Annotated in this window: 19 protein-coding genes; 7 read left to right on the top strand and 12 right to left on the bottom strand. The window is 66.8% G+C overall.

What is annotated here, in order from left to right; all coding sequences use genetic code 11:
* Positions 1 to 92 precede the first annotated feature (92 nt).
* Both ACZ1I5_RS05715 and ACZ1I5_RS05710 read right to left on the bottom strand, forming a co-directional pair.
* Positions 93 to 548: a GNAT family N-acetyltransferase gene (locus tag ACZ1I5_RS05715; RefSeq protein ID WP_465172763.1), complete on the bottom strand. Its 456-nt coding sequence runs from the start codon at positions 546 to 548 to the stop codon at positions 93 to 95.
* A gap of 8 nt (positions 549 to 556) precedes the next feature.
* Positions 557 to 1,060: an SH3 domain-containing protein gene (locus ACZ1I5_RS05710; protein WP_465172762.1), complete on the bottom strand. Its 504-nt coding sequence runs from the start codon at positions 1,058 to 1,060 to the stop codon at positions 557 to 559.
* 96 nt (positions 1,061 to 1,156) lie between these two features.
* On the opposite strand from ACZ1I5_RS05710, the gene ACZ1I5_RS05705 reads away from it, so the two are divergent.
* On the top strand, positions 1,157 to 2,155 hold the full coding sequence (locus ACZ1I5_RS05705; protein ID WP_465172761.1) for a 2-hydroxyacid dehydrogenase: 999 nt from the start codon (positions 1,157 to 1,159) through the stop codon (positions 2,153 to 2,155).
* 10 nt (positions 2,156 to 2,165) lie between these two features.
* A complete protein-coding gene (locus ACZ1I5_RS05700) occupies positions 2,166 to 2,843 on the top strand; it encodes a transglycosylase domain-containing protein (protein ID WP_465172760.1) in 678 nt (225 codons plus the stop codon).
* Here ACZ1I5_RS05700 and ACZ1I5_RS05695 read toward each other — a convergent pair.
* The gene (locus ACZ1I5_RS05695; protein ID WP_465172759.1) at positions 2,833 to 3,684 is read right to left on the bottom strand and encodes an ABC transporter permease; all 852 of its coding nucleotides are present in this window, start codon (positions 3,682 to 3,684) and stop codon (positions 2,833 to 2,835) included. The two genes, ACZ1I5_RS05700 and ACZ1I5_RS05695, sit on opposite strands and share 11 nt — an antisense overlap.
* A 63-nt stretch (positions 3,685 to 3,747) precedes the next feature.
* Here ACZ1I5_RS05695 and ACZ1I5_RS05690 point away from each other — a divergent pair, with 63 nt between their 5' ends.
* The 3 genes from ACZ1I5_RS05690 (at position 3,748) to ACZ1I5_RS05680 (ending at position 7,001) form a co-directional block, all read left to right on the top strand.
* Entirely contained in the window at positions 3,748 to 4,452 is a 705-nt protein-coding gene (locus tag ACZ1I5_RS05690; protein WP_465172758.1) for a GcrA family cell cycle regulator, read from the top strand.
* Between the two features lie 102 nt (positions 4,453 to 4,554).
* Positions 4,555 to 6,534 carry a DNA topoisomerase IV subunit B gene (parE, locus tag ACZ1I5_RS05685; RefSeq protein WP_465172757.1) on the top strand — a complete coding sequence of 660 codons (1,980 nt, stop codon included), beginning with the start codon at positions 4,555 to 4,557 and terminating at the stop codon, positions 6,532 to 6,534.
* 71 nt (positions 6,535 to 6,605) lie between these two features.
* Positions 6,606 to 7,001 carry a hypothetical protein gene (locus ACZ1I5_RS05680; protein ID WP_465172756.1) on the top strand — a complete coding sequence of 132 codons (396 nt, stop codon included), beginning with the start codon at positions 6,606 to 6,608 and terminating at the stop codon, positions 6,999 to 7,001.
* 44 nt (positions 7,002 to 7,045) lie between these two features.
* Here ACZ1I5_RS05680 and ACZ1I5_RS05675 read toward each other — a convergent pair whose 3' ends face one another.
* The 5 genes from ACZ1I5_RS05675 to ACZ1I5_RS05655 are packed head-to-tail and all read right to left on the bottom strand — an operon-like array spanning position 7,046 to position 10,209.
* Positions 7,046 to 7,300 carry a hypothetical protein gene (locus tag ACZ1I5_RS05675; protein WP_465172755.1) on the bottom strand — a complete coding sequence of 85 codons (255 nt, stop codon included), beginning with the start codon at positions 7,298 to 7,300 and terminating at the stop codon, positions 7,046 to 7,048.
* Positions 7,297 to 7,824 (bottom strand): GNAT family N-acetyltransferase, encoded by a 528-nt coding sequence (locus tag ACZ1I5_RS05670; RefSeq protein WP_465172754.1) that lies wholly within the window; start codon positions 7,822 to 7,824, stop codon positions 7,297 to 7,299. The genes ACZ1I5_RS05675 and ACZ1I5_RS05670 overlap by 4 nt, the downstream gene beginning before the upstream one ends.
* Positions 7,821 to 8,612: a LysR family transcriptional regulator gene (locus ACZ1I5_RS05665; RefSeq protein ID WP_465172753.1), complete on the bottom strand. Its 792-nt coding sequence runs from the start codon at positions 8,610 to 8,612 to the stop codon at positions 7,821 to 7,823. Before ACZ1I5_RS05665 ends, ACZ1I5_RS05670 begins: the two co-directional genes overlap by 4 nt.
* Positions 8,609 to 9,007, bottom strand: coding sequence for a Co2+/Mg2+ efflux protein ApaG (gene apaG, locus ACZ1I5_RS05660; RefSeq protein ID WP_465172752.1), 399 nt, complete (start codon positions 9,005 to 9,007; stop codon positions 8,609 to 8,611). Before apaG ends, ACZ1I5_RS05665 begins: the two co-directional genes overlap by 4 nt.
* Entirely contained in the window at positions 9,004 to 10,209 is a 1,206-nt protein-coding gene (locus ACZ1I5_RS05655; protein WP_465172751.1) for a trans-sulfuration enzyme family protein, read from the bottom strand. The genes apaG and ACZ1I5_RS05655 overlap by 4 nt, the downstream gene beginning before the upstream one ends.
* 83 nt (positions 10,210 to 10,292) lie before the next feature.
* Between ACZ1I5_RS05655 and ACZ1I5_RS05650 the strand changes: the two genes are divergently transcribed.
* Positions 10,293 to 11,582 (top strand): phospholipid carrier-dependent glycosyltransferase, encoded by a 1,290-nt coding sequence (locus ACZ1I5_RS05650; RefSeq protein ID WP_465172750.1) that lies wholly within the window; start codon positions 10,293 to 10,295, stop codon positions 11,580 to 11,582.
* A gap of 170 nt (positions 11,583 to 11,752) precedes the next feature.
* Positions 11,753 to 11,974 (top strand): hypothetical protein, encoded by a 222-nt coding sequence (locus tag ACZ1I5_RS05645; protein ID WP_465172749.1) that lies wholly within the window; start codon positions 11,753 to 11,755, stop codon positions 11,972 to 11,974.
* 11 nt (positions 11,975 to 11,985) lie between these two features.
* On the opposite strand, the gene ACZ1I5_RS05640 is transcribed toward ACZ1I5_RS05645, so the two are convergent.
* The 4 genes from ACZ1I5_RS05640 to ACZ1I5_RS05625 form a co-directional block, all read right to left on the bottom strand.
* A complete protein-coding gene (locus tag ACZ1I5_RS05640; RefSeq protein WP_465172748.1) occupies positions 11,986 to 13,089 on the bottom strand; it encodes a glycosyltransferase family 2 protein in 1,104 nt (367 codons plus the stop codon).
* On the bottom strand, positions 13,086 to 14,132 hold the full coding sequence (gene leuB / locus ACZ1I5_RS05635; protein WP_465172747.1) for a 3-isopropylmalate dehydrogenase: 1,047 nt from the start codon (positions 14,130 to 14,132) through the stop codon (positions 13,086 to 13,088). The genes ACZ1I5_RS05640 and leuB overlap by 4 nt, the downstream gene beginning before the upstream one ends.
* An 84-nt stretch (positions 14,133 to 14,216) precedes the next feature.
* Positions 14,217 to 14,843 (bottom strand): DNA repair protein RecO, encoded by a 627-nt coding sequence (gene recO, locus ACZ1I5_RS05630; protein WP_465172746.1) that lies wholly within the window; start codon positions 14,841 to 14,843, stop codon positions 14,217 to 14,219.
* 43 nt (positions 14,844 to 14,886) lie between these two features.
* Positions 14,887 to 17,682: a DUF3857 domain-containing protein gene (locus tag ACZ1I5_RS05625; protein ID WP_465172745.1), complete on the bottom strand. Its 2,796-nt coding sequence runs from the start codon at positions 17,680 to 17,682 to the stop codon at positions 14,887 to 14,889.
* Positions 17,683 to 18,467: the final 785 nt, after the last annotated feature.

Here is an 18,467-nt window from a genome sequence, read left to right as displayed (position 1 = left end):
CTCCCGTTCGTGCCGAGTAGCTCCGCAGGAGCGTATCGAGGCACCGATTCGGGCGGCAGCGCCTGTTGGAGAATCCGCGGCCGCGCGGCGCCCTAAAGCTCCAGCCGATAATAGCGGCTGAAATCCGTATCGGTATAATCCGCGAACGGCCCGCAGGCCATGAACCCCGCCCGTTCGTACAACGCCCTGGCCGGCGCGAAGGGCGCGTTCGATCCGGTCTCCAGGCTCAGCCACTTGTAACCGCGCGCCCTGCCCTCCGCGATCAGATGGTCGAGCATCGCCGCCGCCACGCCCTTGCGCAGGTGCGCGGGGGTGGTCCGCATCGACTTCAGCTCGCCATGATCGGCATCGAGCGCCTTCAGCGCACCGAGGCCGAGCAGATGCTCGCCCTCCCAGGCCGACCACAGCGAGACCGCCGGATCGCGCAACCCCGTCAGGTCCAGCGCGAAGACGCTTCCAGGCGGCGAATTCTCGAAGGCGGCGCGCAGATGGAATTCGAGCAGGGCGATGACGTCCGGATGAGTCAGGTCGTCGCGAACGATCCGCATGTCCCGAATCAGCCCAGCGTCTCGTCCGGCGTCACGCCCCAGAGATGGTTCGCCTCGACATACCCCCCCTGCCCGCGCACGTCGAAATAGCACCAGCCCCGCGCGCATTTGCTGACCCGGCCGACCACGCCGGGCTCGGCCCGCCACACCACCCGGCCACCATAGCGCGGCGTGTCGCGCAATTCGGCGATGGTGCCGGTAACCAGCCCGGTGCGGGTGTCGCTGATCAGCGTGCCCATCATCCAGCCCTGGGTACCGCTCGGATCCTCGATCTTCACCCAGGCGCCGCGATCATAGCGGTCGATCACCTTCACCGGCAGGTCGGCACGCTGATAGAGCCAGCTGGCCGGATAGGTCTTGCCCGGACCGGTGCGCATCCGCGCCTTGCTGGCGGAGATGGAAGCGAAATAGGGCGTCTTCTTCTCCACCGACGCGGCGAGGGCAGGCGCAATGGCAGCTACGGCGACGCTTGCCGCGGCTGCTGCGAGCACGATGGTCGGTCCGAAACGCATAACTGGCCTTCTCTTGACGAGATTTCGTTTACCCCGTTCGGCACGCACGCTTCAACCACCGTTGACGGAGACAAAAGCCTTCGCCAAGCGAGTCTCATGGCCGAAACAAGACGCGTCCCGAACCCGAAGGTAATCGTCACCCGCGAACTCGCCGATCTGGTGATGGAGCGGATGGAGCAGTTGTTCGACACGACGCACAACCGCGGCGACGTTCCGATGAACCGTGCGCGGCTGGCCGAGGCGATGGCCGATTGCGACGTCTTCGTGCCGACCGTGACCGATACGATCGACGCCGCGCTGATCGAAGGCGCGGGCGACCGGCTCAAGCTGATCGCCAATTTCGGCGCCGGCGTGAATCATATCGATCTGAAAGCGGCGCGCGCGCGCGGCATCGTCGTCACCAACACACCAGGCGTGCTGACCGAGGATACCGCCGACATCACCATGGCACTGATCCTCTCGGTGCCGCGCCGCCTCGCCGAGGGCGAGCGGCTGGTACGCGACGGCCATTGGAAGGGCTGGGCGCCGAGCGGGATGCTGGGGCACCGGATCGGCGGCAAGGCGCTGGGCATCGCCGGCATGGGCCGCATCGGCCGGGCGGTCGCCAGGCGGGCCCAGGCCTTCGGCCTGTCGATCCACTATCACAACCGCCACCGCCTGCCCGAAGCGGTCGAGGCGGAATTCGGCGCGACCTGGCACGATTCGCTCGATGGCATGCTCGGGGCGATCGATATCCTGACGATCCACACGCCGCGCAATGCCGATAGCGAGAACATGATCGACGCACGGCGGCTCGCCCTGATGCGGCCGACCGCCTGCATCGTGAACACCGCGCGCGGCGGCATCGTCGACGAGGACGCGCTGATCGACGCGCTGGAGCATGGCCGGCTCGCCGGTGCCGGTCTCGACGTGTGGAAATTCGAGCCACAGATCGATCCGCGCATGCTGGCACTGCCCAATGTCATGCTGATCCCGCATATGGGTTCCGCCACCTATGAAGGCCGGATGGCGATGGGCGAGAAAGTGATCGCCAATATCCGCATGTGGGCCGACGGCCACCGGCCGCCCGACCAGGTGCTCGAGGGCTGGGTATAACGGAGCGACAATGAGGCGGGCACTTGCGCTCACCGCCGGCGTACTGGCTGCGGCGATCCTGCTCTTCGTCGCATTCGAGGGATATGCGCTGATCCGCGCCAATGCTCGCACCCCGACGATCATCGCCGAGAATGCGCAGCGAGAGGTGAAACTCGGCGATATCGGCAAGCGCCGCCTGACGATGCTGTTGCGAGTGGAGGACCCAGGCTTCTTCCACCATCGCGGCGTCGATTTCTCGACGCCTGGCCAGGGCGCGACTACGATGACCCAATCGCTGGTCAAGCGCCTCTACTTCGACGGCGGCTTCAAGCCGGGCTTCGCCAAGATCGAGCAGAGCCTCATCGCCCGCTTCGTGTTCGATCCGACGGTGAGCAAGCGCGACCAACTCGAGATATTCCTGAACAAGGCAAGTTTCGGCAGCGTTCACGGCCGCCCGGTGATCGGCTTTGCCGATGCGGCCCGCACTTTCTACCCAAGCACTTTCCATCAGACCGACGGCGCGTTGAGCGATCGACAGTATCTGGCGTTGGTCGCGATGCTGATGGCGCCAAACGCCCTAGATCCGGTACGTCACCCACATGAGAATGCGGAGCGGGTCGACCGGATCATGGCGATGCTTGCGGGAAAGTGCCGGCCGCGCGACCTACGTGACGTCAGTTATCGGGATTGCGCGGCGATCAGTTCTTGAGCTTCCAGCCGCTCCGCAGCAGGCGGTAGCAGAGGATCGCGAGCGCCACGTCGAGCGCCAGGATGATGATGCTGCCCAGCATCACCGGCGAGTCGGCCGTGCCGAGAAAGCCGTAGCGAAAGCCCGAGATGACATAGAAGAACGGGTTCACATGGCTGAACACCCGGAACGCGGGCGCGAGGTGATCGACCGAGTAGAAGGTGCCGGAGAGCAGGGTCAGCGGCGCGATGAAGAAATTCTGCACCGCGGCGGCATGATCGAACTTCTCCGCCCAGATCGAGGTGAGGATGCCGATCAGCGCGAGGAACACCGATCCGAGCAGCCCGAACCACAGGATCGCGACGGGATGGCTCGGCGTGACATGCACGCCCGGCCACAGCGCCATCGCCAGCCACACCGTCAATCCAACGCAAAAGGCGCGGGTCACCGCGCCGCCGATCATCGCGACCAGCAATTCGGCGGTCGACAGCGGCGGCATCAGGTAATCGACGATCGTCCCCTGGATCTTGCCGACCAGCAGCGAGAAGCTCGCATTGGCGAAGCTGTTCTGCAGCATGCCCATCACGATCAGCCCCGGCGCGATGAAATCGGCGAAGGGAACATCGACTCCGCCGACATGAACCGGGCGCTTTCCGCCCGTCGCGACGGTGAAAATGATCAAAAACAGCAGGGTCGTGATCGCCGGCGCCCATACCGTTTGAAGCTGCACCTTGAAGAAACGGCGCACCTCCTTGATATAGAGCGTTCGAAGACCGCCCCAATTGACGTTTCTGATCACGGGAACGCCGGGGGCGTTCATCACCGCCGACTGGATTTCGCCGATTGGGGGCTGGCTGCTCATCGCGGACGCGCTAATAGCTGCCGCCGCCGCCCGCAACCCGGCAATGCGATTTGAGGAATAAAGATGGCCTGGACCGACGAGCGAATCGATACGCTGAGGAAGATGTGGGAAGCTGGCCAGACCGCCAGCCAGATTGCGGAAGAACTGGGTGGCGTCAGCCGCAACGCCGTGATCGGCAAGGCGCATCGCCTTGGCCTGCAGTCACGCCCCTCGCCGGTGAAGCCGAACGAGCCCGACAAGGCGACCGCGGCTGCATCGACCGCCGCCGCCGCGCCGCAGGCCAAGCCAGCGCCGCCCAAGGCGCCCGAGCGCGCGCCTCAGCCGGCCCCCGCTCCCGCGCCGATCGCCGCCAAGGTCGAGATCGACGAAGAGGATGAGGACGACGACGGCGACACCGACGCCCCCGTCGTCGCGGCGCCCGCCGCGCCGCAGCCGATCATGCGCTCGGTGGGCCCCGGCGGCTTCCTCCGCCAGGCACCGGGCGAGCAGCAAGCACCCATTACCCCGGCCCCGCCGCGCCGCCTCGTGCCGGCCAAGCCGTCGGCCGACATGGCGGGCAAGACCACCCTGCTCGATCTCAATGACAAGATCTGCAAATGGCCGCTCGGCCATCCGGGCGAGCCCGACTTCCATTTCTGCGGCGACAAGGTGAACCCGGGCTTCCCTTATTGCGTCGCGCATTGCGGCCATGCCTATCAGGCGCAACTCCCGCGCCGCGATCGCCGCCCGCCGCCGCCCCTTCCCTTCGGCGGCCCGCGGGTCCGCTGATTCAAACCCCTCTCCTCTCGTGGGAGAGGGGACAGGACCACCCTTCTCCCGGCGGGAGAAGCATTCTTGCGCTCCTGACTCACCGGACCCTATAGCTCTTCCATGGCCGAAGACCTTTTCGCTTCCTCATCCAAAGCAACCGCCGATTACAACGCCTCCTCGATCGAGGTGCTGGAGGGGCTCGAGCCCGTCCGGCGGCGGCCCGGCATGTATGTCGGCGGCACCGACGAACGCGCGCTGCACCATCTCGCCGCGGAGGTGCTCGACAATGCCATGGACGAGGCGGTCGCGGGCCATGCGACGCGGATCGAGGTCACGCTCGAGCCCGGCAACCGGCTGACCATCGTCGACAATGGCCGCGGCATGCCGGTCGATCCGCATCCGAAATTCCCGGACAAGTCGGCGCTCGAAGTGATCATGTCGATGCTGCATTCCGGCGGCAAGTTCGAGGGCAAGGCGTACAGCACGGCAGGCGGCCTCCACGGCGTCGGCGTCAGCGTGGTCAACGCGCTCTCGTCGGACACGGTTATCGAGGTCGCGCGGAACAAGGAGCTGTACCGCCAGCGTTTCTCGCGCGGCATCACGCTCGGCCCGCTCGAATCGCTGGGCGGCACGCCCAACCGGCGCGGCACCTCGGTCAGCTTCGTGCCCGACGAGCAGATCTTCGGGCCCGAACTGCACTTCAAGCCGGCTCGCCTCTACAAGCTCGCCCGTTCCAAGGCCTATCTCTTCGCCGGGGTCGAGATCCGCTGGAAATGTGCGCCGGAGCTGATCGGCGACGATACCCCGCCCGAGGCGGTGTTCCAGTTTCCCGGCGGACTGGCCGATCATCTGCGTGAGCAGATCAACGGGCGCGAATGCGCGACCGCGGATTTCTTCACTGGCAGCCAGGAATTCGCAGAGGGCAAGGGTCGCGTCGAATGGGCGGTCGCCTGGCCGTTATGGAGCGACGGCAGCTATAGCTGGTACTGTAACACCATCCCGACTCCCGATGGCGGCACGCACGAGGCGGGCCTGCGCGCGGCGCTGGTGAAGGGCATTCGCGGCTTCGGCGAGCTGGTCGGACAGAAGAAGGCCAAGGAGATCGCGGCCGAGGATGTGATGACCGGCAGCGAGCTGATGCTCTCGGTCTTCATCCGCGATCCGCAATTCCAGAGCCAGACCAAGGACCGGCTGACCTCGCCCGAAGCCGCCCTGCTCGTCGAAAAGGCGATGCGCGACCATTTCGATCATTTCCTCGGCAACAATATGGAGCGCGGCAAGGCGCTGCTCGGTTATGTGCTGGAGCGGATGGACGAGCGCCTGCGTCGCAAGCAGGAGCGCGAGGTCAAGCGCAAGACCGCGACCTCGGCGCGCAAACTGCGACTTCCGGGAAAGCTCACCGACTGCTCCGCGGATGATCCGACGGGCACCGAGATTTTCATCGTCGAGGGCGATTCGGCCGGCGGTTCGGCCAAGCAGGCGCGCGACCGCAAGACCCAGGCGATCCTGCCGATCCGCGGCAAGATCCTGAACGTCGCCTCCGCCACCTCGGCCAAGATCCTCGCCAATCAGGAAATTGCCGACCTGATCCAGGCGCTGGGCTGCGGTACGCGCAAGGACTGCATCCCCGACAATCTGCGCTATGAGCGCATCGTCATCATGACCGACGCCGACGTGGACGGGGCGCATATCGCGACCCTGCTGATGACCTTCTTCTTCCAGGAGATGCCGGAACTGGTCCGGCGCGGGCACCTCTATCTCGCCCAGCCGCCGCTCTACCGCCTGACCGCCGGCACGAAGAGCCTCTACGCGATGGACGACGCCCACCGCGCATCGATCGAGGCGAACGAGTTCAAGGGCAAGAAGGTCGATGTCGCGCGCTTCAAGGGCCTTGGCGAGATGAACCCGATGCAGCTCCGCGAGACGACGATGGACCCCAAGACCCGCGGCATGCTGCGCATCACCCTACCCCAGGAATATGAGGAGCGCGCGGTGGTGAAGGATCTGGTCGACCGGCTGATGGGCAACAACCCGGCGCACCGCTTCGCCTTCATCCAGGAAAATGCCGCGCGCATGGACGAGGACGCGATCGACGCCTGATCCAGACAGTCCTCCCTTTGTATCCACCCGGATCGGGCGTAACAGTCCGGCGACACAGTTAGGATCCGCCAATGCATCGATTGCTCGCCGTCGCCTTTCTCCTGATCATGGCCCCTGCCGCCGCACAGACCGTGCCGCCCGCGACCACGGTCGTCGCAGACCCCGCGCTCGATACCCGCGCGAAGGATGTGGTCGCGATCCTCGGCGGCAAGGGCGACTATGACGCGGTATTCACGGCCGCCTTCCGGACCGCCGTGCCCAAGGACCAGTTCGATACGGTGACCGCACAGCTCGTCGCCGCCTCGGGCCCGGTGACGGGCGTCGAGAAGCTGACCCCGGTCACGCCGCTGAGTGGAACGCTGCTGATCGGCTTCGAACGTGGAATCGCTACGATGCAGATCGCGCTGGACCCCGCCGCGCCGCACCAGATCGCGGGACTGCGCGTAACCGGCGTCACTGCCCGCTAGCCCCCAATCCAGCTCGTCCGGCCTCGCCCGTGGGCGATGCGCGATCAGTCCTTCATGCGTTGCTGATGATAGCGCGTGCGCAGCGCTATCGCCGCGAGCATGTTGAGCACGCCCAGCGCGAGCGCCGCCATGGGGATGGCCGACGGCATCTGCGGCGCCCATTTGCTGCGGGCGATGGCCAGCAGCGCGCCTAGCAGTGCAAAGGCCACGCCGGTGTAGCGCAACGGACTGGCGACATTCCGCAACTCGCGCCGATAGGCGGCGCGCTGAACGGGGTCGGTCAGGTCGGGCTTGCTCATCTGTTTGTCCACTCCTCGGCGAGCATGCCCCAGATGAAGCTGTCGCGGACGCCGATATGCGTCTCCCATTCGCCGCGCAGCCGCCCTTCCAACGTGAAGCCGAGCCGGATCAGCAAGCCGTTGGAGCCGGCATTGTCCGGATCCGTGTCAGCCATCACGCGGCGATGCCCTTCCTCCACGAACAGCAGGTCGAGCAGCCGGCTGACGGCTTCGCGCGCATAGCCATGGCCCCAGTGGCGACGCAGGATCATATAGCCGATCTCGCTGACCCCGGCACGCCTGGCGCCGGCGGCGAGCGTGCCGGTCACCTCGCCGGTCCCGGCCAGAGTGATCGTCCAGCCGCGCCAGTCGGCTTTGTCATCGCGTGGCGCGAGATAGGCGCGCGTCTCTTCCAGATCGGCGTGCGGCGCGCTGGACCAGTATCGCATGACCGTCTCGTCACGATAGGCCTCGTGCAGCGCCTCGGCGTCCCCGGCGCCTTGCGGGCGCATCGCCAGACGGTCGCTCGAGAACGTCTCGCTCACGCCGTCAGCGCGTCGACCAGCGAGCGCACCTTCTTCTGGCGCCATTGCGGCAGGGGCGCGACGATCCAGTAGCCGAGCGCGGATGGCCGGGCATCGCCGATGATGACCACCCGCCCCGAAGCCAGGTCCGCCGCCGCCAGCAGCTCGGGCACGGTCGCCCGGCCCAGCCCCTGCGCCGCGGCGTCGATCGCGAGGCCGGCATCGCCGACTCGCACGAGCGAGACGTCGGGGTCGTTGAGACAGCCCGGCCAGGAGATGCGCGTATCGATGCCGCCGCCGGGCCGCTCGATCGTGACCATGCCCTCGGATTCGAGCGCTTCGCCCTCATGCTCGCCCGGGCCGTCGCCCCAGCGGATCGCCAGATCGAGATTCGCCTCGGTGAAGTCGACATCGTCGTCGGCGGAGACCAGCACGAAGCGAAGCTCACCATCGGCGCGCGCTATCTCGGCGAGGCGCGGCATCAGCCATTTCTCGGTCAGGTCGCGCGGGGCGGCGATGGTCAGCGACTTGGAGGTCTGCCCGGCCTGCATGGCGCGGACGGCTTCCTCGAACTGGAGGAAGCCGTGGCGGAGCGCGGCAAGGCCCGCCTCACCCTCGGGCGTGAGTTCCAGGCCCTTGGTGGTGCGGCGGAACAGGACGACGCCGAGCGTGTCCTCCAGCGCGCGGATCTGCTGGCCGACCGCCGCCGGCGTGACGGCAAGCTCATCGGCGGCGCGGGTGAAGGACAGATGCCGCGCGGCGGCGTCGAGCACGCGCAGGCCGTTGAGGGGAAGATGAGTCCGCTTCACGCGCCCACCGCCGGCGCGAGGAGCGCGAATTTGGGGATATCGACCTCGAACGCCGATCCGTCCTCGCCGATCATGTGATAGCTGCCCTGCATCGATCCGGTCGGCGTCGCCAGCGGGCAACCCGAGACATAGTCGAAGCTGCCGCCCGGCGCGATCAGCGGCTGCTCGCCGACCACGCCCTCGCCCTCGACGGTGTGGCGCGCGCCGCGGCCGTCCGTGATGATCCAGTGGCGGGTCAGCAGTTGCACCGCCATCGGCCCCTCATTCTCCAGCCGGACATGATAGGCCCAGAACCAGCGGCCGCGGCCCGGCTCCGATTGCTCGGGCAGATAACTGACCGAGACGCGCACGATCACGCCGCGCGTTTCCGCCACATTGGGGAAAAGCGCCTTCACAGCCCCACCGCCCGCAGCGCGCCATCGAGATCCTCGATCACGTCCTGCGGATCCTCCAGGCCGACATTGAGGCGCAGCATGCCCTCGGTGACGCCCATCTCCAGTCTCTTCTCCTCCGCCACGCCCGAATGAGTGGTCGAGGCAGGATGAGTCATCAGCGAGCGCGAGTCGCCGATATTGTTAGAGATATCCACCAGGGTGAGCGCATCTAGCAGGCCGTGCGCCTGTTCGCGCCCCTCGACCTCGAACGCGAAGATCGGGCCGCACGCGTCCATCTGCGCCATGGCGAGATTGTGCTGCGGATGGCTCGGCAATCCGGGATGGAGGATGCGCGGCACCCGCGCCTCCAGGAATTGCCCCACCTTCAGGCTGTTCTCGCTCTGGCGGCGGATGCGCAGGTCGAGCGTCTCCAGGCCCTTCAGCACCACCCAGGCATTGAACGCGCTTAGCGTCGGCCCCGTGTTGCGGGTGAAGGGCAGCAGCGTGTTGTTGATGAAATCCTCGCTCCCGCAGACGGCGCCGGCAAGCACACGGCCCTGCCCGTCCATCATCTTGGTCGCCGAATAGGCAGTGACGTCCGCGCCGAATTCCATCGGCCGCTGCAGCGCGGGCGTGGCGAAGGCATTGTCGACGACGCTGACGATGCCGTGCGCGCGGGCAATGTCGCAGACCGCCTTCAGGTCGACGACGTCCATCGTCGGATTGGCCGGCGTTTCGAAGAAGAAGACCTTGGTCTCGGCCCGGACCGCGTCGGCGAATTGCTGCGGATCGCGTGCGTCGACAATGGTTACCCCGATGCCGAACTTCGGCAGCAAGGTGTCGGTGAGCCAGCGGCACGAGCCGAACGCGGCGCGACCCGCGACGATATGGTCGCCGGTCTGGAGCTGGCAGAGCAGCACCGCGGTCATCGCTGCCATGCCGGTCGTCATCGACCGGCACGCCTCGGCGCCTTCGAGCAACGCGATGCGCTCCTCGAGCATCTGCACCGTGGGGTTCTGCAACCTCGAATAGGTCATGCCGACCTGTTCGCCCGCGAAGCGCGCCGCGGCGTCGCCGGCGCAGTCATAGGCATAGCCCGAGGTCAGGAAGAGCGCTTCCGAGGTCTCGCCCCATTCGGAGCGCGCGGTCCCGCCGCGCACGGCCTGGGTGGCGGGGCGCCAGTTGCTGGTGATCGAGCGGTCTTGTCCGGTACGGCGTTTCATGCGGGACGCTTTGCCGGGACGGATTGCCCTGCGTCAATGGGCGACTCTTGAAAGGACGCTGCCGAAGTGGGAATGGCACGGTAATGACCACCGAGTCGCAGCCCCGCCCGTACCGCGCCGCCGCGATCATCGGCTTTGTCGCGCAGTTGCTGTTCAGCTTCCGACTCACCACGCCGCACAAGCTGGTGTTCGACGAAACGCATTATGTCGCGGCCGCTCGCGTCCTGCTGCAGTTGAGCGGCCCGTCGAACATCGAACATCCCTTGCTGGGCAAGGAACTGATCGCGCTCGGCATGCTGATCTTCGGCGACAACAGCCTGGGCTGGCGGATCATGTCGACCTATGCGGCGACCGCGGTGGTGCTCGGCATCTTCGCGATCCTGTGGATGCTGTTCGGCCGGGTGCGTACGGCGACGATGGGCGCGCTGTTCGTACTGCTCAACATCACCGTGTTCATCCAGGCGCGGATCGGGATGCTGGACGGCTTCATGGCCGCGTTCGTCGTCACGGGCATCGCCGCCCTGCTCTGGGCGATGCGGGCACCGCCCGGAAAGACCTGGCCGCGCTGGATTCTCGGATCGGTGCTGCTTGGCCTGGCGGTGGGCACCAAATGGGCGGCGGTGCCCTATATCGCCTATGCGGCGGTCGCGCTTGTCGCGATCAGGCTGCGCGACGCGCGCGCGCGCAGGCGATCGATCTATGCCGCGCTCAATCCGGGCGACCAGACCTATTGGCCCGGCCTGCCCGTTGTGCCCGCGCTGTTCGCGCTCGGTGTGGTGAGTGTCGCGGTCTACAGCCTCACCTTCCTCCCGGCCTTCTTCTATTCGCAGTTCCCCCTGACGGCCGATGGCTTCATCAAGTTCCAGATGCAGATGTACGCCTCGCAGACCCAGGTCCTGCCGCCGCACACCTATCAGTCCAGCTGGCCGACCTGGCCGCTGATGATCCGGCCGATCTGGTATCTGTACGAGTCGGTCGACGGGGCGGTGCGCGGCATCCTGCTGGTCGGCAACCCGGCGATCCTGTGGGGCGGCCTGATCGCCGTGGGCGCCTGCCTCTACGCATGGCAGCGCGACGGATCGGCGAGGATGCTCGCCGTCGCGGCGCTGTGGATCACTTCCTACGCCATCTGGTCCATCATCCCCAAGTCCTTGGGTTTCTTCTATTATTATTACCTGTCGAGCATCTTCCTGGCGCTGCCGCTGGCTGCTGCGTTCGACCGGTTCGGCAAAGGGCGTTATGCGCATTGGGATGAGGGCTTTCTCCTGCTCGCCTTTTGCCTGTTCGTCTATTTCTACCCGATCATCGCGGCGATGCCGTTGAGTGATCCGCAGGATTTCAGGTACTGGATGTGGTTCCCGACATGGCCTTGAGGCCGGCGGAGCAGTAGTCGGCACCCGCCCGATATAGGCGACATTCAGACTCTTTGCCCGCGCTGCATTGGGCGACCGTAAACTATCAGGGCGACGTTAGAATCGACCCGGTCAGCGACCGTTCAGCGGCATATTGCCAGGTTCGACCCGGATGCCGAGGGGGAAGTATCATGCGGGTGGTGCTGATCGTAGCGGGTGTGGTGATGATAAGCGCCTGTTCGACATACCGACGTCCCAGCCCCGGTGATCCACCCCATCCGCGAACCGAGGCATCGACGCGCAAAGAACCGCGCCAGTCAAAGCTGGAGCGCTGGACCGATCGACAGCGCGACTGCGAAGTCGGCAATCGAAAGAAGCAGCGGCGCTGCATCATGCGCTATCCCGACGAATAGAGAGCGCGGCCTCAATAGCGCCCCCAGGTGAAGCGCGAGGACAGCGCATAGTTCCACACCGCGCCGACCAGGATACCGGCCAGCGCGGAGAAGGCCCAGGTATCCGACCGCGCGTCGTAGAGGAAGGCCGCGACGCCGACATTGGCGATCGCGCCGACCGAGCAGACCGCGCAGAACGACACCCAGCCCTCGAACAGCTGCTTGGCGCCCTTCAGGCGGCTGTCGCGATAGGTCAGCGCGTTGTTGAGGAAGAAGTTGAAAGTCATCGCCACGCTGGTTGCAATGATCGTCGACACCAGGAAGCCGACATGCAGCTCCTTGAACAGCGGCCCGAGCACCAGGAAATGCACGCCCGCGCCGAGCGCCCCGATCGCCGCGAACATGGCGAAGCGCACCGGCACGACCCGCCCGAACATGCGGTCGTAGATCGCGATCAGATATTCCATCGCGACGACGTGATCGAGCTTGCTCTCCCCCTCGGTGCGCAGGCGGAAGGTGTAGGGCAGCTCGACGAACTTCAGCGGCCGCGGATTGGCGGTCATGATGTCGAGCAGGATCTTGAAGCCGATCGCCGACAGATGCGGTGACGCCTCGCGCACGATCTGCGTGCGGATCATGAAGAAGCCGCTCATCGGATCGTTGAGATCGGCCTTCAACACCTGGCGCGAGAGCTTCGTGGCGAAGGCCGATTTGGCGACCCGGTCATGATCCCAGTCGCCGGTGCCGCCACCCTCGACGAAGCGCGAGCCGATTACGAGATCGAGGGTTTCGTCCTGCAGCAGGCGGTCGAGCATGGCCGGCAGGATCGTCTCGTCATGCTGCATGTCGCCGTCGATCACCGCGACGATCGGCGCGGCGGTGGCCGACATGCCCTCGATACAGGCCGAGGAAAGCCCGCGCCGGCCGATCCGCTGGATCACGCGGACGCGCCGATCGAGCCGGGCGATCTGGCGCGCGACGCCGGCCGTGCCGTCCGGACTGTTGTCGTCGACGAAGATCGCCTCCCACTCGCGGCCCCGGAGCGCGGCGTCGAGCCTGGCGATGAGCAGCGGCACGTTGCCCGCCTCGTTGAAGGTCGGGATGACGATCGCGAGATCGAGCAACGGACCGGTCATGCAAGCGCCGCCAGCACTGCGTCGGCCATGCCGCGGGTCGACAGCGTTCCGCCGAGATCAGCGGTGCGCGCGCCGTTCGCCAAGGCCGTGGCGACGGCGGCCTCGATCCGGTCGGCGGGCTCGGGCATGTTGAGCGAGAAGCGCAGCATCATCGCCGCCGAGAGGATCGCCGCGGCCGGGTTGGCCTTGCCCTGCCCCGCAATGTCCGGCGCGCTGCCATGGATCGGCTCGTACAGGCCCTTGCCCTGCGCATCGAGCGCGGCGGAGGGCAGCAGGCCGATCGAGCCGACACACATGCTCGCCAGATCGGAGAGGATGTCGCCGAACAGATTGCCCGTCACGATCACGTCGAACTGGCCCGGATCGCGCACCAGCTGCATTGCCGCATTGTCCACCAACATGTGAGTCAGCGTGACGTCCGGATATTGCGCCGATGTTTCGATCACGACATCGCGCCACAATTGCGACGTTTCCAGCACATTGGCCTTGTCGATCGAGCAGAGCTTGCCGCGCCGGCGCTGGGCGGCCTGGAAACCGGAATGGGCGATGCGCGAGACCTCGCTCTCGTCATAGCTCATGATGTCATAGCCTTCGCGCAGCCCGGCCGCGGTGGTGCGCATGGCCTTTTCGCCGAAATAGACGTCGCCGTTGAGCTCGCGCAGGATCAGCAGGTCGATCCGGCGGGCGATCTCCGGGCGGAGCGAGGACGCGTCCTCGAGCCCCGGGAAGAGCTTGGCGGGGCGCAGATTGGCGAACAGCGTCAGTTCCTTGCGCAGGCCGAGGATCGCCTGTTCCGGACGCAGGCCCCGTTCGAGATTGTCGCAGGTCGGATCGCCGACCGAGCCGAACAGGATGGCGTCGGCGCGCTTCGCGAGATCGAGCGTCTCGGGCGGGAGCGGATGGCCGGTGCTGTGATAGGCGATGCCGCCGACCAGCCCTTCCTCGAACGACAGGCCGAGATCGAGCGCCTCCAGCACGCGACGTGCCTCCGCGGTGACTTCGGGGCCGATGCCGTCTCCGGGCAGGATCGCGATCAAGGGCATTCAGACGTCCTCCAATAGTTCCGTTCGTGTCGGGTAGCGACCGATGCTTCGGCGCGAGCGCGCCCTTGCCTCAGGCGCGGGGACTCACGCAACCGCCCTTTTCAACCGGTCGATCAGCCGCGCGCGCGCCGCGAGGGTCTCGGCGCGGCGATCGGTCAGGACATCGCTCTCCAGCGCCTCCCCGGTGACGCGCAGCGCGGTGAGGATGTCGGGCCAGGCCGCCTCGCCGCCGGTGCGCAGGATGTCGGGCAGGTCATCGGGCTCGAGCCCATAGCCGAGCTCGGCGAGGAGCAGCAGCTCGTAGCGGGCGAGCGCGACCGCCCAGCCGCGCGCGGCGGGCGCCGCCTCGATCGCGCCGATCACCCCGCCCAGCGCCGCGTGGAGCCGCGGATAGGGCTGCGCCTCGGGCAAGGCCGTCGCGGTCAGCGCCGTCACCCATTCGAGCGCGGCGGCCGGCAGCGGCTCGGCGAACAGCGGCGCGCGGCTGCGGATGAGCTCGACCGTGAGGCCGGCGAGCTGATCCTCGGTGCGGGCGCGCCATTCGCCCAGGATGAGGTTCGCCGGCTGCAGGATGGGGCGAATGGCGCGCGAGCGGCCGCCGCGGACATAACCTGCTTGCAGTCCGTGCGCCGCGGTGAGCGCACGGACGATCGCGCCGTGCTCGCCATGCTGGCGGATCGCGAGGACCAGGGCTTCGGCGCGCAGATGCATCGCAGCGCTGTAGGCGTCCGGGCCCGGTCAGGGGAGGACCAAATCACGGCACGATGCCGTATTTGGCATAGGTGCGGTCGATCTGCGGCGTCATCATGCGCGCGGCGGCGAGATCGCCCTCGCTGGCCTTGGCATCGCCCATGCGCTTGCGCACCACGCCGCGCATATACATGCTAGCCGGCAGGCCCGGTTCGAGATCGAGCGCGGCGTTGAGATCGCTCAGCGCATCCTCGAAGCGGTTCATGCGGAAATAGACCATCGCCCGGCTGTCCAGGATCGATTCGGGCGCGTCGCTCAGCTCGATCGCCTTGGTGCAGTCCTTCAGCGCCGTATCCAACATCACATTCAGCGTGCCCTTCACCCAGCAGCGCGCGTTGAGCAGCACCGGGCTGCCCGGAGTCGCGGCGATCGCGGCGTCGATCGTGGCGATGGCGCCGTCCTTGTCGCCGCTGTCGCCCAGGATCTCGGCCTTGGCGGCCATGAAATTGGGCTTGTCCTTGCCGCCTTCGTCGATGCGCTGATCGAGCAGGGTCAGTGCCTGATCCTTCTTGCCATTGTCGGCGAGCAGGGAGGCGAGCTGGTTGATCGCAGCACCCGAGGCTGGATCGACCTTGCGCGCTGCGGTGACGTCGTCGAGCGCCTTCGCCTTGTCGCCGGTCGCTTCGTAGAGGCGCGCGCGCCACAGATAGAAATCGACGCTGGGATCGATCGCGATGGCGCGGGTCAGGTCCTCGATCGCCGCGCCGCGATCATAGATGCGCTCCAGGAACCAGGCGCGGTTGCGATAAGGCTCGGCCTTGTCGGGCTCGTCGGCGATGCCCTGCTTGTACTGCGCCAGGATCGGATCGAAGCGCTTGGCCTTCTTGCCCTCGGCGACGATCTGCCAGGGGGCGGCATAATTGGCGGGGGCGACGACGCGCAGCAGATGCTGCTTCGCCTGGTCGAGCCGCTGGCGTTCGGCGCCGATGTCGGCGACCGCGATCTCCGCGCCGGTCGACATCAGATCGTCCTCGGTGGTGACCCAGCCATTGGCCAGCGTCGTCGTGCGTTGCAGCTTGTTGCCGGCCAGCGTCGCGGACAGGGTCTGGTTGCCTTCGAGCGTGAAGCCAGTGCCGCCATCGGGCAGGCGGATCTTCGTGCGGATCACGAAATGATGCGGATCCTCGGTCGCGACCGGGATGTCGCGCCAGGCCGGGCGAGTCCGGTCGGGCTGGAAATTGAGCTGGGTGACGGCGCGATCGAGCGCGTCGCGATAGCGTTCATTCTCCTTGCTCCAGTCGGGATAGGCGACGCCCGCCGCGTTGAGCGTGGCGGTGCCGGCGGCATCGTCGAAACTGATGCTACGCGACATGACGGTGGGATTGTCGAGATAGGGCCCGATCATCTTGCCGGCCATCTCGGTCAGCTGATCCTTGCTCGCCTGGAGCGAGCCGGCGCGGAACAGCTCGGCGAGCTGGCCGCGCACGGTGATCGCGGCGCGGAACGGCGCGGGGAAATTGACCCCGGCGGTCTCGTCCAGCTCGATCTCGGCGCGCAGCTCGGGCCGGGCGCCGGGACGGAGCGGCACCGGGATCAGCCCCGAGCCCGCCACACGTACGGGCAGGACGAAGCGGAAGGGCGGCGCGTCGTGCAGATCCTCCAGCCGCGCGCCGCCATCGGTGCCGTCGAGCCACAAGGCCTCGCCCGCCACGGTCGCGCGGACAAAGACATGGTCGAAGGCGCCGGGGGTCGGCAGGCGATCCTGCAGCAGATCGCCGAGCTGGCTGCTCGCCAGCACCGGCTCCGCCTCGATGCCCAGTTCGTGCAGGATGGTCAGCAGCAGCAAGGTCTTGGCCTTGCAGTCGCCATAACGCAGGTTCCAGGTCTGGGTCGGCGTCTGGGGCACGTAATTGCCGCCATCCATGCCCTTGAACAGATAGCGCACCTTGCCCTGCACCAGCTGGAGCGCGAGCGCGGTGCGCTTGAGCGGATCGGTCTCGGCGGCCTTGATCTTCGCGATCTCGGCGGCGAGCGGGCTGCCCGCCGCGACGAGGCCGTCAGTCGCGTAGAGCGGCGCCATTACCTTCGAGATGGTGTTCCAGCTGTCGAAGCTGGTCGCCTCGAGCATCGGCGGGCGGCGGAAGCGCGCGGGCGCGTCCGCGGGCATCTCGGCCTGCTTGGCCAAAGGCAGCGCGATGGTCAGCTCGCGATAGCCGCCGGCGGTGGTCAGCACGGGCTGGGCGGCGCCGATATTGGCCTTCCAGTGGATGTCGACATCCTGCGGCCAGATCAGCCGGCTGCGGGCGAACTGGATGCGCAGCGGCTCGGTGGGGAGCAGGGCGAAGGCCTGGACATTGCCCTTGAGCGTCGCGTCCTTCTCGGTGATCGAATAGCTCAGGTGCAGCACGTCGCCAACGCGCAGGCCTTCGACCGCCATGGTCGCGGTCAAGGTGCCGCTCAGCATGCGCTGCTCGAGCTGCTCCTCGCGGCGCAGCACCGAGAACCGCTCCCCGGCGGCGAGCAGATCGATATGCTCGGTGCCGCGGATGATCTCGGCGCGGTGGACGATCAGGTCGCCCTTGTCCGGCGACCATTGCAGCTTCACCGTGCCGAGCGAATCCAGAATCTGGGTCGAGCCGACACGCGCCGCGGTTTCGACATAGGCAGTGACCTGCCCGTCCTTCAGCCGCTGCTGATTGTCGAGGATGAGATAGACGGGGGAATCGTCCTTGACGGCGGCCGGGTCGATCGACGGGGCGGGCTTCACCCAATCCGGCATCGGGGCGTAAAGCGGCTTGTCGCCCGCATGCGCGACGGAGCCGGCTGCGAGCAGCGTGGCGAAGAAGATAGGCCGAACCATGATATTACCCCTTGTGCCCCGCGACTCTAGCGCGGCGCGCCGAGGCGACAAGCGGGGGCGAAAAGGATTTTTGGCGCGGGGATTCGGTGCCGGGCGGCTCGTCGCCGGGGAGCGGCGGGGCCTGTGCGACTGGCCGATGGCGGGAAGCATGAAGAGCGCCGCCTGAACGACGGGGGACGATGGCGCCCTTCCCTGTGGCTCAAGAACAGCGACAGTAAAAGCGGGCGGTGCGGCCGGAAAGGCGGCAGTAAAACACCTATTATGCCAGGACACGTCGACCCCGATTTTTTCGGATGCCTGCCTGATGGCGCAAGACAAGCAGCAGAAGAGCCGGTGCGCCGGCGCGGTGCGTGGGAAATCTGGCAGTCCTCGGCGCGCAGAACCCGGATCGAGTAGGTCACCTATAGTTGCCGATTTATGAGAACCGGTCACAGGGACTCGCGGTGGTCGCGCGGCGCTGGACGCGAGGTACATGAATTGCGATGGTGTCTTGCGCGCGCCGTGTTTCGGCGGGATGGCGCCGGCGCGCGGGGCCGCCATGACGCTGCGGGACGATCGGGCATAGTGCAGCGCGGCTTCGATGGGCGGCAATGGCGGCTTCATGCGACGGTCCTCCTCGGCGGTGACGCTGGCATCGCTGGCGAGAATATTGAATCGACCTCGCGTCCCCGGGGGCCAGGCAGGGCCTTGAAGGCGAGGCGCAGGCGGGAGCTCATGCGCCTGCGGCGCCATTATCGCCGCCCTTCTCGAAACATTTGTGAAGAAAGCCGGATTCGCCTAGCGGG

The organism is Sphingomonas sp. BL-S-30 (assembly GCF_055521475.1).
The sequence above is the reverse complement of the archived record's forward strand: the minus strand, read 5'-3'. Positions and strand labels throughout refer to the sequence as shown.